Genomic DNA, 14,139 nt, shown 5'->3' with positions numbered 1-14,139 from the left:
AGGGGAATTACATCATTCCGCCCATGCCTCCCATACCGCCCATTCCGGCAGCGCCTAAATCTGCTTTATCATCTTTTGGAAGATCGGTCACCATACATTCTGTGGTGATCATTAAGCCCGCTACAGAAGCCGCGAATTGCAACGCAGAACGAGTGACTTTAGTTGGATCTAAAATACCCATTTCGATCATGTCGCCATACTGTTCAGTACCTGCGTTATAACCAAAGTTTCCTTCGCCATTTTTAACCGCACTTGCCACAACAGATGCTTCTTCACCTGCGTTAGTGACGATTTGACGAAGTGGCGCTTCCATTGCACGTAATGCAAGTTTGATACCTACATCTTGTTCTTCGTTATCACCTTTTAAGGTTGCCGCGACTTTGGTTGCTGCTCGAACTAATGCAACACCACCACCCGCAACGATACCTTCTTCAACCGCGGCACGAGTTGCGTGTAATGCATCATCCACACGATCTTTCTTCTCTTTCATTTCAACTTCAGTTGCTGCACCAACTTTGATTACAGCGACACCGCCAGCAAGTTTAGCTACGCGTTCTTGAAGTTTTTCTTTGTCATAATCAGACGTTGATTCTTCGATTTGCTGACGAATTTGAGCTACGCGACCTTTGATTTGTGCTTCATCACCCACACCATCGATAATCGTGGTGTTGTCTTTGTTGATTACAACACGTTTTGCTTGACCTAAATCTTCTAATGTCGCTTTTTCAAGCTCCATACCGATTTCTTCAGAAATCACAGTACCTGCTGTTAAGATCGCAATATCTTGTAACATTGCTTTACGACGATCACCAAAACCAGGTGCTTTCACTGCTGCCACTTTCACAATACCGCGCATAGTGTTCACTACTAAGGTTGCAAGTGCTTCACCTTCGATATCTTCAGCGATAATTAATAATGGTTTACCCGCTTTTGCAACACCTTCTAATACTGGAAGTAATTCACGAATGTTTGATATTTTTTTATCTACTAAAAGAATGTATGGATTATCTAATTCAACAGTTGCCGTTTCTGGTTTGTTGATGAAATAAGGTGATAAGTAACCACGATCGAATTGCATCCCTTCCACAACCGCTAATTCATCATCAAGGCCTGTACCATCTTCTACAGTAATCACGCCTTCTTTACCCACTTTTTCCATTGCTTGAGCAATTAATTGACCCACAATGCTATCTGAGTTAGCCGAAATTGTCCCAACTTGCTCAATTTCTTTAGAAGTTTCACAAGGTTTAGATAAATTTTTAAGCTCAGAAACAACCGCACTGACCGCTTTATCGATACCACGTTTTAAATCCATTGGATTCATGCCCGCAGCCACAGCTTTTAAACCTTCATTTACGATAGCTTGAGCAAGAACTGTCGCAGTCGTTGTACCGTCACCTGCTGCATCATTGGCTTTAGAGGCAACCTCTTTCACCATTTGAGCACCCATATTTTCAAATTTATCTTCTAATTCAATTTCACGTGCGACAGATACACCATCTTTAGTGATGGTTGGTGCACCAAATGATTTATCTAAAATGACATTGCGACCTTTAGGGCCAAGGGTCACTTTTACTGCATCTGCTAATACATTCACGCCTTTAAGCATTTTTACGCGTGCATCGTTACCAAATTTTACGTCTTTTGCTGCCATTTTCTTTTTTCCTTAATTTAAATTATTCCACAATCGCCAAAATGTCGTTTTCAGAAATGATTAACACTTCTTCACCATCGATTTTTTCACTTTTCACGCCATAACCATCATTGAAAATGACCGTATCGCCAACTTTTACATCTAAAGGTTGAACGGTACCATTTTCCAAAATACGACCTTTACCCACTGCCAATACTTTCGCACGGGTTGATTTAGTCGCTGCTGAGCCGGTTAATACGATACCGCCAGCTGAACGAGTTTCTACTTCTTCACGTTTGATGATTACACGATCGTGTAAAGGACGAATATTCATGATTAATTTCCTTCTTATTAAAATAAAGTGTTTTAAATGTGGGGATAACTTTTTCGGTTTCAAGGGGATAAATAAAAAAATTCTTGCCCTAAAAAAACTTATGTGAGAAATGAAAATATCTCTTACACCTTTTATTTGAAATGTGATCCATATCAAATTTATTTTCGATGTAAATTCCTATAATTACCTCAAATTAATTAACAACCAAAAAAGGTGATTAAAATGACTCAATACAGAAAAGAAGTGGATTTATTAGGTGAACGCGATGTGCCAGCTGATGCATACTGGGGTATCCATACCTTAAGAGCGGTTGAAAACTTCAATATTTCTAATGTAACCATTTCTGATGTACCGGAATTTGTTCGCGGCATGGTAATGGTAAAAAAAGCAACTGCCCTAGCGAATGGTGAATTAGGTGCAATTCCAAGTGATATTGCAAAAGCGATTGTGGCAGCTTGTGATGAAATTCTTACCACGGGGAAATGCTTAGATCAGTTCCCATCTGATGTATATCAAGGTGGTGCGGGTACTTCTGTTAATATGAATACCAACGAAGTGGTTGCTAACCTCGCACTTGAAAAAATTGGTCATAAAAAAGGTGAATATAACGTGATTAACCCGATGGATCACGTTAATGCAAGCCAATCAACCAATGATGCGTACCCTACTGGTTTCCGTATTGCAGTGTATAACAGCATCTTAAAATTGATCGATAAAATTCAATATTTACACGACGGTTTTGATAATAAAGCAAAAGAGTTTGCGAACATCTTAAAAATGGGTCGTACTCAATTGCAAGATGCTGTGCCAATGACTGTTGGTCAAGAATTCAAAGCTTTCGCGGTATTACTTGAAGAAGAAGTGCGTAACTTAAAACGTACTGCAGATTTACTCCTTGAAGTAAACCTTGGTGCAACGGCAATCGGTACGGGTTTAAATACTCCACAAGGCTATACAGAACTAGTTGTAAAACACCTTGCTGAAGTAACTGGATTAGCTTGCGTACCAGCAGAAAACTTAATTGAAGCAACATCTGACTGCGGCGCTTATGTCATGGTTCACGGTGCATTAAAACGTACCGCAGTAAAACTATCTAAAGTATGTAACGACTTACGTTTACTCTCTTCTGGTCCACGTGCAGGTATTAAAGAAATTAACTTACCTGAATTACAAGCAGGTTCTTCTATCATGCCTGCAAAAGTGAATCCTGTTATTCCAGAAGTGGTAAACCAAGTTTGCTTTAAAGTAATTGGTAACGATACTACTGTTACTTTCGCATCTGAAGCGGGTCAATTACAATTAAACGTAATGGAACCAGTGATTGGGCAAGCAATGTTTGAATCTATCGACATCTTAACTAATGCTTGCGTGAACTTACGCGATAAATGTGTAGACGGTATTACTGTAAACAAAGAAATTTGTGAAAACTACGTATTTAACTCAATCGGTATCGTGACTTACTTAAATCCATTTATCGGTCACCATAATGGCGACTTAGTGGGTAAAATCTGTGCTCAAACCGGTAAAGGCGTACGTGAAGTGGTATTAGAAAAAGGTTTATTAACCGCAGAACAATTGGATGATATCCTTTCTGTAGAAAACTTAATGAATCCAACTTATAAAGCGAAATTAAATAAATAATCTCGCTGAGAGATAAAAAGAGCGGTCAATTTGACCGCTCTTTTTTCTTAACATCTCATTAAAATATGATTAATGGCACTTAATTACCATTGATGTCTCGCACTAAATGCACCACTGAAACCTTCTCTCTGATTGATATAAACACCACCCATTTCATTAGCATTTTCACCAAAGAATGCGCCTTGCAGTTTTGTATCATTTTTTGTACCACTGAATTGGTTTCCAGAGATAGTTCCTTCTAATTCAGCTACTACATTATTATTCTTCGCTGCACTGGTATGAACTAGGTGGCCAGCAACTGTTTTATCTTCAAAATTTGCCGTCATATCAACACCCACAATACCAAATCTTGGAGGAGCGCCCTCAACAGGATCAAGAGCACCTTCAAGTAGTGTATCATTATTCACATGGTAGCTACTCAGGCCAAGATAACGAGCTGTGCCACTTTTCGGAATATTATCTGTCGGAGTGAGTTCACCTTGGATATAAACGTAGGTTTTTCCATCTTTTTTGCTTTGATAAATCCCATTTTGCATACTGTCTTGGAAAACTACACCATTAACAAAAGCCCCTGTGCTTAAATGAATTTCTCCATCCTTATCCACATAAGTATATGCTGGATTCACACCCTCTGGCGCAATATCAATGCGTTTACCATCAATATTTAAGACGTAGATATTATCCGTTGATAATTGATGTACTTTTGGATTCTCAATTCTGTCAGTGTTATAGTGGCTGCGAAACTCATAAGCAATCCCATTAAATTTACCAGTTGTTGGAATAGCGTAATCTTTCGCTGATGATGGGTGCCCTTTACTTAACGGTCCCTTTTCAATTATTGTCAAGTGAGGTCGGGTTGATTGTTTTTGGTTATTTGATTCGTTTGTTTGATTTGCTGAATCATTGTTTGATGCAGATTGGTTTGACGAATTATTTTCTGATGCAGATTGGTTTGACGAATTATTTTCTGATGCAGATTGGTTTGACGAATTATTTTCTGATGAAGATTTATTCGGTTGGAAAGTTGCAACATCATTAGAAGACGGGTCATAACTTTCTTCTTGGCTTGATGAACAAGCAGATAATCCCATAGCAAGAGCTATAGCTAATGCGGAAAGTGTTACTTTTCTCATAAAGGAATTCCTCGACTAAACGGATAAAAATAAAAGATAATCACTATTTATCATCATAGATGATGCAAGGTAGCATAACAAAAAATAATCTAGTAAACAACTCAAGAATTAATAAAGAGCAAACTATGAGTAAATAAATTTATATTGTTAACTAATCTTTCATTTAAAATGGAAACAGTATTGGCACAATAAAAACTGTCACCAACATAACAATTAAGGTAAAAGGTACGCCGATTTTGATAAAGTCAGCAAATTTGTAGCCACCTGGCCCCACCACCATGGTATTTACTGGAGAAGAGACTGGAGTCATAAATGCAGCTGAAGCTGCAATCGCGACGACCATCGCAAATGGTACGGGAGACACATTAAGCTGTGTCGCAAGAGAAATCGCAATGGGTGCCATCAAAATTGCAGTAGCAGTATTCGATATAAACAACCCGACTAATGCACAAAATACAAAGAGTACAATCAATACAGGATACATTCCCCATCCATCAATGATTTGAGTCAGCCATTTCACCGCAAACTCAACTCCACCTGTTTTTTGAAGTGCGGTCGAAAATGGCATCATTCCGATAATCAGAATAAGGCTCGGCCACTGAATGGAGTCATAAGCACTTTTAGCATCCACGCAACGGAAATAAGCCAACATTAAACAACCAATCAAGGCAGCCACAACATTCAGCACAGCACCTGAGACCATCAGTACCACCATAGTCAAAATGGATAGTAAGGCTAGTGGTGCTTGACGTTGAGCTGGCACAGCGCGTTCCATTTCTTTCGGATAATTCAATACCAGGAAATCTTTTCGACGATCACGCATCGCTTGAATAAGTCGCCAATCGCCAATCACTAAAAGCAAATCACCTGAGCGATATTTTTCTTTAAAAGCATCACTCAACACCACACTATCTCGTTTAATCCCAACCACATTTAAGCCATATTTTGTGCGGAATTGTAACTCTGCAGTGGTTTTACCAATACAAGCAGAGTTCGGCACAATAATTAACTCGGCCATTCCAATGGAACGTGCCTGCTGATCAAACGATTGTGATTTGATTTCGGCAGGTTCTAAATGAAACTCTTGGCAAAACATATCGAAATTAAAATCACAGCGTTCCAAATCTACCATGAGAATATCTTTTGCTTTTATCTCTGAGGTGCCAAGTGGCATGATGTAACTTGGACGGAAATGTTTCCAACGCTCAATCGCCAACACATTTAATTGATAGCTAGAACGCAAATGAAGTTGGTCTAAGGTTTTACCTACGAAAGGGGATGTGCTTTTCACCACCAAACGTTTGGTACGATCTTTCAAACCATATTCATTAATTAGCTCATTCATGGAGCTTTGCATGGTATCTTGATTGCTTTCATCATTATTATCAGAAAGCCATCGACGGGCAATAAGCATATAGCCCATACCTAGCACTAAGATCAGCAATCCGATTGGCGTGAAATCAAAAAACTCAAGGCGAAGATTTGTATCTTTCACTAATTCCGCATTCACCACAAGGTTAGGAGCCGTCGCGATTAATGTCATCATCCCGCTGATTAATCCTGCCACGCTTAATGGCATCATTAATCGTTTTTGGGAAATATTCATTTGACGGCAAATCATTATTACAACAGGAATGAATACCGCAACCACGCCAGTAGAACTCATAAATGCGCCTAATCCAGCCACTGAAAGCATCAGTAAAATAAGCACTTTAGCTTCACTATTTCCCGCAACTTTCAAGATGCCATCACTCACACGATAAGCAATTCCTGTCCGAACCAAACTTTCCCCCACAATGAAGAGTAAAGCAATCAGGATAATATTAGGATCGCTAAAGCCAACTAAGATCTCTTGGATACTGAGAATGCCACTTAGATAAAAAGAGAGCATCACCAATAATGCCACCACATCCATACGAATTTTATTATGCACAAATAAAATGATGGCTGCGCCAAGCAGCATTAATGTCCAAAATAATGGGCTCACCCAAAGTGCATGATCAAAAATGGTATTCATACTCTATCCTGTAATCTTACGACCTTTCACTCTAACTATTCTTCTATGCCTAATGCTTTCTTCACGGGTGAAAAACTACGACGATACTCTGGTAAAGGACCCAGTTCCGCTAATTTTTCTAAGTGTAATTTGGTCGGATACCCTTTATGTTGAGCAAAAGCATATTCTGGATACTTTTCATCTAACGCTTCCATTTCCTGATCCCGTGCGACTTTTGCCAAAATAGAGGCAGCGCTAATTTCAGCCACAAGTGAATCCCCTTTCACCACAGCTTGGGCAGGCAAGCCAATGTTAGGCGGAATTCGATTTCCATCTACCAACACAAAGTGCGGTTGAATTTTTAAGGCTTTTACTGCTCGCTCCATGGCTAACATAGAGGCATGCAGAATATTCAATTCATCAATCTCGGCTGGCTCTGCTCGTCCCATTGCCCAAGCTAAGGCTTTCTCTTTAATTTCTGCTGCGAGTGCAAGGCGTTTTTTCTCGCTGAGCTTTTTAGAATCCGCCAACCCGGTTATCGGATTATTAGGATCTAAAATTACCGCTGCCGTTACAACTGCACCCACTAAAGGACCACGGCCTACTTCATCCACCCCAGCAAATAGTTGATAACCTTCAGGATAAACAAAATCAATCATGTTTTTGCTCCAATAAATCAATCACAGCTTGTGCGGCTTGGCTATCCGCATCACATTGAATTAATTTATGCAACTCTGTAAAACGTTGAATTAAAACACTGCGAGATTTGACCGCACTTTCGTCATCGCCTAAATACTGAGAAAGTTGTTCTGCTAATTTTTGTGGTTCGCAATCTTCTTGAATCATTTCTGGCACAAGCATTTCATCCGCTAACAAATTAGGCAATGAAATATATTTTGTTTTGACCAATCGTTTTGCCAAGAAATGCGTGAAAAGTTTCATTCGATACCCCACTACCATTGGCGATTTACACAACATCGCCTCAAGCGCTGCGGTACCCGAAGCAAGTAAAGTCGCTTCGGCGGCAATCATCACTTGGCGTGCTTTACCATCAATTAAATGCATATCAAGATCAGGAGCAATCTGAGCCTTTATTTCCTCAAATTGCTGGCGACGCTTTTCATTCACCAAAGGGACTAAAAACTGCAATTCTGGATATTTTTCTTTTAATAACAAAGCTGTTTTTAGAAATGGTTCAGCAAGGAAGCTCACTTCACTACCACGGCTCCCCACTAAAATAGCAAGGTACCGTCCTTTTTCATCAATACCTAAAGTCTGGCAAGCTTCTGTACGATTTGGTTTTAATGGAATCGCATCTGCCATGGTATGACCAATAAAACGGCAAGGCACATTAAAACGATCATAAAAAGCTTTTTCAAAAGGAAGAAAAGCCAATACTTGATGAGTTGCTTTGGCTATTTTGTAGATACGATTTTGACGCCAAGCCCATACAGATGGACTCACGTAATGAATGGTTTTAATCCCTTTTTCTTTTAATTTAAGTTCAACGGTAAGATTAAAATCCGGTGCATCAATACCGATAAATACATCTGGTTTAATAGCAGAAAGTTGTTCGATGATACTGCGACGAATTTTAAGCAATCGAGGTAAATGTTTAAGTACTTCTACTAGCCCCATGACAGAGAGCTCTTCCATATCAAAAAAACTTTCAAAACCTTGAGCAATCATTCTCTCCCCGCCAATCCCGACAAACTTAGCTTGCGGATAGTGGCGTTTAAGCGCTTGAATGAGACCTGCACCAAGAATATCACCAGACACTTCACCGGCAACAATTGCAATAGTCGGATTTTCTTTTATCATCAAATTTATCCTAAAAAACGACCGCACTTTGAACAAATCATAGTGCGGTCTCTTTGTTATTCATCATTTTCTCTTAACGAGAAAAGAAACGTTAATTAACGAATAATGCCACGGGTAGAACGTTTGAAGAACTCCACAAAGAAACTAATTGCAGATTCAGTTTGTGCAATTTGTTCAATTTCCGGCAATACTTCTTCAAGGGTTTTACCGCTACGGTAAATCATTTTATAAACATTACGGATAGCATGCATGGTTGGTTTATCAAAACCACGACGTTTTAATCCTTCAAGGTTTACACCGAAAGGCTGCGCATGGTTACCTTGAGCCATCACATAAGGCGGCACATCTTGGCTAACCATAGAGCCACCACCTAACATTACGTGCGCACCAACGATTACAAATTGATGGATCGCAGACATGCCACCAACAATCACAAAATCATCTAATTCAACGTGCCCCGCAAGGGTTGCATTGTTTGCTAAAATACAGTTATTTTTTATTTGACAATCGTGGGCAACGTGGACGTTGATCATCAATAAGTTGTTGTTACCAATACGTGTTACACCACCACCTTGGATTGTGCCGCGGTGAATCGTCACATGTTCTCGAATAAGGTTGCCATTACCAATAATGGTTTTCGTTGCTTCGCCTTTATATTTTAAATCTTGGTTGACTTCACCGATGCTGGCGAATTGATAAATCTGGTTATCCTCACCAATCACGGTGTCGCCTTTCACGACAATATGAGAATTTAAAACGGTACGCGCTTTAATCTCAACGCTCCCTTCAATAATACAGAAAGGACCGATAACAACGTCTTCGCCAATAACTGCGCCATCAGCAACAAGCGCGGTTGGGTGAATTTTTGCACTTGGGTGGATCATACTTACCCCTTAATTTTCTTTAATTATCGACGAGCACACATTAATTTGGCTTCACAAGCAACTTCACCGTTTACGGTTGCAATACCTGTGAATGCTGTAATACCACGACGTTCTTTAATCACTTGAACGTTCAATTCCATTTGATCTCCAGGTAATACTGGGCGTTTGAAACGCGCTTCATCAATACCTGCGAAATAGAATAATTCGCCACCTTTTAATTCATGGGTTTTAAATGCAAGGATCCCCATTGATTGCGCCAAAGCTTCAAGAATTAACACACCTGGTAAAATTGGCTCTCCAGGGAAATGACCGGTAAAACAAGGTTCGTTTACGCTGATATTTTTAATTGCTTTTAACCATTCACCTTCTTTGTAGTCTAACACACGATCCACTAATAAAAATGGATAACGATGTGGCAATAAGGTCATAATTTCTTTTGCTTCAATTACTTTACTTACTTGATTCTCTGACACGTCTAATACCTTTAAAATAAATAATAATAAAACACTGGAATTATACGATATTTCTGTATAAAAATAAAACGCACCCTAGGGTACGTTTTAAAAATCTTAGCCAAGTTTTTTCTCAAGGGCTTTCAGTCGTTTATTCATACCATCAATCCCCAAAGTAAGTGCGGCTGTTTTTCGCCACTCTTTATTGGTTTGTAATGGGATACCCGATGAGTAAACGCCTGGTTCAGTAATTGGACGCATTACCATCCCCATGCCAGTCACGGTTACTTTATCGCAGATTTCCATGTGACCATTAATCACACTTGCTCCGCCAATTAAACAATAACGCCCCACTTTTAGACTACCCGCCATAATGACACCGCCAGCGACTGCTGTACCCGTGCCGATATGAACGTTATGCGCAATTTGACAAAGGTTATCAATAATGACGTTATCTTCAATGACTGTCGCATCTAAGGCTCCACGGTCAATACAGGTACAAGCACCGATTTCGACATTATTACCAATAATCACTTGTCCTACTTGTGGAATTTTCACCCAGCGACCACGATCATTCGCATAGCCAAAGCCATCACTACCAATCACAGCACCTGATTGAATTAAGCAATTTTGTCCAATTTCTACTTCATGATAAACGCTTACATTTGCCCAAAGCTGTGTACCTGCACCAATTTTGGTGAATTTACCGACAAAACAACCGGCGCCAATAATCACGTTATCGCCTAATACAACACCTTCTTCAATAACGGCATTTGCACCAATTGATACATTTTCACTAATTGAAGCTTTTTCAGAAATAACCGCACTTGGGTGGATATTTTGAGCAGCTTTCGGAGTGGTATCCATATATTGAGCTAATACGGCGTAAGCAACATAAGGATCTTTGACGATAAGTAAGTTACTTTCAGGTGAGCAAAATTCCACATCTGCTTCTGACACGACAAGAATACCTGCTTTAGATTCGGCTAATAAAGGACGGAATTTTGCATTAGAAATGAAAGTAAGCTGGTTAGGTTCTGCTTTTGACAATGCGGCAATATTATTAACGACAACGTCGGCGTTACCACGAAGGGTACCGCCGACTTTTGCTGCTAATTCCTGTAAAGAATAGGATTTTTGCATTATGAGAACCTATTATTTTTTCTCTTCAGTTTTTGCTGGAGCGGCTTTTTCAGTTGCTGGAATAGATTTTAATACTTCTTCAGTAATATCTTTACCATCTACTGCAAATACGACAGAGTTAGCATCTAAAACATAAGTATAACCTTTTGTTTTTGCTAAGTTATTCGTTGCAACTTGAATGCTTTCTAACAATTTACCACGCTCTTCAGTTTGACGTTTTTCGTTTAACTCTTGGAACTCTGCCACTTTTTTATCTTGCTCTTCCATTAATTTATTTAATGCAGCTTCTTCATCTGAACCAAATTTAGTGATTTCTTCTTGGCGTTTTTGAATTTCAGCTTGACGTAAACGAGGTGCATCTTTTTGTAAAGCTGCAACTTTTGCTTCTACTTTTTTACGAGATGCCACAATTTTGTCATCAATTTCTTTCTTACTTGCAGCAAGTTTATCCGCCATTGGTTTGAATTCTGCATCTAACTTATCTGCTACAGCTTGACGATCTGGGTGATTTTGGAATAAGTAACCCGCGTTGATGAATGCGATATTTTCATCTGCAGCAGCAAAACCTGATGCAAGTGCAAGACCTAAAGAAAGTGCGGTAACTTTTACTACGTTTTTCATGTTTGAATTTCCTTAAATTAGTTTAGTAATATTTCTGTGCCAGCTAACTCACTGACACAGAACGAAGATTTTGACTTAAATAGAACGTAAAAGTTCAATTTATTAGAAAGAACCACCAATACTGAATTGGAATTGTTCTACATCATCATTTTCATATTTTTTGATTGGTTTCGCATAAGAGAATACCAATGGTCCAATTGGTGATTGCCATTGGAAAGCAACACCAGTTGAAGCACGGACTCGACCTGCTTTACTGTAATCAGGTAATGTTGCATAAATCGGAGATGATTTTAAGCCTTCTTTATCTGATTTCCATTTTGTATTCCAAACGCTTGCTGCATCAACAAAAAGTGAGGTTCTTACGCTATTTTGACTTTTATCTCCAACAAATGGAGTTGGAACAATAAGCTCCACGCTTGCTGTAGCCATCGCGTTACCACCAACGACATCAGTGCTTTGATACCATTGACCATATTTGTCTTGATAAATCGCATTAGGACCTACCGCACCGTAAGCAAAGCCACGTAATGAACCGATACCACCAGCCGTATAAAGTTGATAGAACGGTACACGTTTACCACCTAAGCCATTTGCATAAGAGGCGGTTGCTTTTCCTGATAACACCCAACGGTGATCACGATCTAATGGGTAGAAACCTTGAAGCTCAGCGCTTAATTTATAATATTTATTGTCAGATCCAGGAATGGTTACGCGACCACCTAGATTTGCTTTTACCCCTTTAGTTGGGAAATAACCACGGTTTAAGCTGTTATAGTTCCAACCAAATGAGAAATCAAAGTCACTGGTTTTAATTGAGTTGCCAGTCAAATTCATCGATTTCATGTATAAATCACGATTATATTCATACGCGAAGTTGCTGATTTTATTGTAAGTATAACCTAATCCCACATAATATGAGTTATTCTCATTGACTGGGAAACCTAATGTCATGTTACCACCATAAGTGGTACGTTTATAGGTTGATGAGGTATCACTTTTTGAGTTATCGTAAGTTTCATAGAATACGTTTCCACCTAAACTTACGCCATCTTTAGTAAAGTACGGTTCTGTATAGCCTAAGTTTATACTAGTGCCATAGTCATTACGTGTACCACCTAGGCTTACCGCCGCACCTGTCCCCAAGAAGTTATCTTGTTTCACACTCGCTTGATAGCTGATACCACTTTCTGTACCATAACCGATACCAAAGTTGATACTACCCGTATTACGTTCTCTGACTTTATATACTACATCAACTTCATCGTTAGAACCTTGGATTGGTTCAATACGATTTTCTACGCTTTCAAAGAAGCCTGTTCTATCTAAACGCACTTTACCTAACTCAACTAATTGTGAGTTATACCAAGTCCCTTCTTGCTGACGCATTTCTTGACGTAATGTACTATCCGCAGAAACCGTATTACCTTCAAAACGAACTTGACGTACAGATAGACGACGACCCGCATCCACAACAAATGTTAACGCCAGTGTTTTATTCGCATCATCAAAAGTTGGTACAGAATTAACTGTTGCGCTACCATAACCTCGCTCGCCTAATTTATCTTTAATTAAGCTTTCTACGTATTGCACATCTGAACGTCTGAATGTTTCGTTCAAGTGAAGCTCGCGCAATAACGGTTGTAACTCATTAGCCATACCACCTAGGTTACCAACAATACGAGCTGAACTTAAATTATATTTTTCACCTTCACTTACATCAATGGTCACATCCGCTTTTGTATGATCTTCATTTAATTGAACATCTGTTTTAGTTACTTTTGCTTTTGCGTAACCATTATTTTGGTAGTAATCTTGGATAGCTTGAACATCTTTATCAAACTGAGAACCATCAAACTTATTACCCCAAAGTTTCCACCAAGAATCTGGTTGAAGCTCCATTTGTTCTTGTAACTTACTGCTCGAAATCGCTTCATTTCCATTAAAAGTCACTGAACGAAGTTTTGCCGTATCATCCTCATCAATTTGAAGGGTAATTTCTGCACGGTTATTTGGTAAAGTTGTCACAATTGGTTCAACTTTCGCATTATAACGGCCTACACTCTTATAATGTTCTCTTAAGGTTTTCGCAAACTCTTCTAATTTCGCACGATTTAATACATCACCACTTTTGAACCCATTTGCATCAAGATTTTGTTTTAAAGCTTCTGTTGGAATAGATGAATTGCCTTTAATATTCACTTCAGAAATGATTGGTTTCGCGATAACGCTCACAACTAACGCATCACCATCTTGGAAAGCTTTGACATCATCAAACTGTCCACTTACAAACAATGAACGTACAATATTGGCTACGTCTTTATCCGTTACACGCTGACCGCTACGAACAGGAAGGCTCGCTAGAATTTGTTGTTCTAAGTCTCCTTGAGCACCGTCAACACGAATGTCTTTTGCTACAAATGGTGCCGCAAATACACTCGTTGTAGTACCGAATAATAAACTTGCGATTAGAAGTTTTTTCAT

At 39.2% G+C, this 14,139-nt stretch carries 12 protein-coding genes; 1 reads left to right on the top strand and 11 read right to left on the bottom strand.

The genetic code is table 11. The annotated features are described in order from the left end of the window. Positions 1 to 7: 7 nt before the first annotated feature. Together groL and INQ00_RS04855 are read right to left on the bottom strand one after the other, a co-directional pair. Complete coding sequence (groL, locus tag INQ00_RS04860) at positions 8 to 1,654, bottom strand: chaperonin GroEL (protein ID WP_197547468.1); 1,647 nt, start codon at positions 1,652 to 1,654, stop codon at positions 8 to 10. Between the two features lie 22 nt (positions 1,655 to 1,676). After that, positions 1,677 to 1,967 (bottom strand): co-chaperone GroES, encoded by a 291-nt coding sequence (locus INQ00_RS04855; RefSeq protein WP_005629492.1) that lies wholly within the window; start codon positions 1,965 to 1,967, stop codon positions 1,677 to 1,679. Between the two features lie 222 nt (positions 1,968 to 2,189). Here INQ00_RS04855 and aspA point away from each other — a divergent pair, with 222 nt between their 5' ends. Further along, entirely contained in the window at positions 2,190 to 3,608 is a 1,419-nt protein-coding gene (gene aspA, locus INQ00_RS04850; RefSeq protein WP_197547467.1) for an aspartate ammonia-lyase, read from the top strand. A gap of 83 nt (positions 3,609 to 3,691) precedes the next feature. On the opposite strand, the gene INQ00_RS04845 is transcribed toward aspA, so the two are convergent. The 9 genes from INQ00_RS04845 to bamA all read right to left on the bottom strand — a co-directional run bounded on the left by INQ00_RS04845 (position 3,692) and on the right by bamA (position 14,139). Next, positions 3,692 to 4,741: a transferrin-binding protein-like solute binding protein gene (locus INQ00_RS04845; protein ID WP_197547466.1), complete on the bottom strand. Its 1,050-nt coding sequence runs from the start codon at positions 4,739 to 4,741 to the stop codon at positions 3,692 to 3,694. A gap of 163 nt (positions 4,742 to 4,904) precedes the next feature. Beyond that, the gene (locus tag INQ00_RS04840) at positions 4,905 to 6,758 is read right to left on the bottom strand and encodes an SLC13 family permease (RefSeq protein ID WP_197547465.1); all 1,854 of its coding nucleotides are present in this window, start codon (positions 6,756 to 6,758) and stop codon (positions 4,905 to 4,907) included. Between the two features lie 35 nt (positions 6,759 to 6,793). Next, complete coding sequence (gene rnhB / locus INQ00_RS04835) at positions 6,794 to 7,396, bottom strand: ribonuclease HII (RefSeq protein WP_197547464.1); 603 nt, start codon at positions 7,394 to 7,396, stop codon at positions 6,794 to 6,796. Next, positions 7,389 to 8,558, bottom strand: a complete 1,170-nt coding sequence (lpxB, locus tag INQ00_RS04830; RefSeq protein ID WP_197547463.1) for a lipid-A-disaccharide synthase — start codon at positions 8,556 to 8,558, stop codon at positions 7,389 to 7,391. The genes rnhB and lpxB overlap by 8 nt, the downstream gene beginning before the upstream one ends. 95 nt (positions 8,559 to 8,653) lie before the next feature. Further along, positions 8,654 to 9,442: an acyl-ACP--UDP-N-acetylglucosamine O-acyltransferase gene (gene lpxA / locus INQ00_RS04825; protein WP_049381727.1), complete on the bottom strand. Its 789-nt coding sequence runs from the start codon at positions 9,440 to 9,442 to the stop codon at positions 8,654 to 8,656. Between the two features lie 23 nt (positions 9,443 to 9,465). Continuing rightward, positions 9,466 to 9,915, bottom strand: coding sequence for a 3-hydroxyacyl-ACP dehydratase FabZ (fabZ, locus tag INQ00_RS04820; RefSeq protein ID WP_014064844.1), 450 nt, complete (start codon positions 9,913 to 9,915; stop codon positions 9,466 to 9,468). 96 nt (positions 9,916 to 10,011) lie between these two features. Then, a complete protein-coding gene (lpxD, locus tag INQ00_RS04815; protein ID WP_197547462.1) occupies positions 10,012 to 11,037 on the bottom strand; it encodes a UDP-3-O-(3-hydroxymyristoyl)glucosamine N-acyltransferase in 1,026 nt (341 codons plus the stop codon). Between the two features lie 12 nt (positions 11,038 to 11,049). Then, a complete protein-coding gene (locus INQ00_RS04810) occupies positions 11,050 to 11,658 on the bottom strand; it encodes an OmpH/Skp family outer membrane protein (protein ID WP_178411056.1) in 609 nt (202 codons plus the stop codon). Between the two features lie 102 nt (positions 11,659 to 11,760). Then, on the bottom strand, positions 11,761 to 14,139 hold the full coding sequence (gene bamA, locus INQ00_RS04805) for an outer membrane protein assembly factor BamA (RefSeq protein ID WP_197547461.1): 2,379 nt from the start codon (positions 14,137 to 14,139) through the stop codon (positions 11,761 to 11,763).

This window comes from Haemophilus parainfluenzae, from assembly GCF_014931275.1.
In the GTDB taxonomy this organism is placed as follows: domain Bacteria; phylum Pseudomonadota; class Gammaproteobacteria; order Enterobacterales; family Pasteurellaceae; genus Haemophilus_D.
The sequence above is the reverse complement of the archived record's forward strand: the minus strand, read 5'-3'. Positions and strand labels throughout refer to the sequence as shown.

Bases quoted from the DNA above. Each gene is read 5' to 3' on its own strand.
- groL (WP_197547468.1), bottom strand. From the start codon at position 1,654: ATGGCAGCAAAAGACGTAAAATTTGGTAACGATGCACGCGTAAAAATG.
- INQ00_RS04855 (WP_005629492.1), bottom strand. From the start codon at position 1,967: ATGAATATTCGTCCTTTACACGATCGTGTAATCATCAAACGTGAAGAA.
- aspA (WP_197547467.1), top strand. From the start codon at position 2,190: ATGACTCAATACAGAAAAGAAGTGGATTTATTAGGTGAACGCGATGTG.
- INQ00_RS04845 (WP_197547466.1), bottom strand. From the start codon at position 4,741: ATGAGAAAAGTAACACTTTCCGCATTAGCTATAGCTCTTGCTATGGGA.
- INQ00_RS04840 (WP_197547465.1), bottom strand. From the start codon at position 6,758: ATGAATACCATTTTTGATCATGCACTTTGGGTGAGCCCATTATTTTGG.
- rnhB (WP_197547464.1), bottom strand. From the start codon at position 7,396: ATGATTGATTTTGTTTATCCTGAAGGTTATCAACTATTTGCTGGGGTG.
- lpxB (WP_197547463.1), bottom strand. From the start codon at position 8,558: ATGATAAAAGAAAATCCGACTATTGCAATTGTTGCCGGTGAAGTGTCT.
- lpxA (WP_049381727.1), bottom strand. From the start codon at position 9,442: ATGATCCACCCAAGTGCAAAAATTCACCCAACCGCGCTTGTTGCTGAT.
- lpxD (WP_197547462.1), bottom strand. From the start codon at position 11,037: ATGCAAAAATCCTATTCTTTACAGGAATTAGCAGCAAAAGTCGGCGGT.
- INQ00_RS04810 (WP_178411056.1), bottom strand. From the start codon at position 11,658: ATGAAAAACGTAGTAAAAGTTACCGCACTTTCTTTAGGTCTTGCACTT.
- bamA (WP_197547461.1), bottom strand. From the start codon at position 14,139: ATGAAAAAACTTCTAATCGCAAGTTTATTATTCGGTACTACAACGAGT.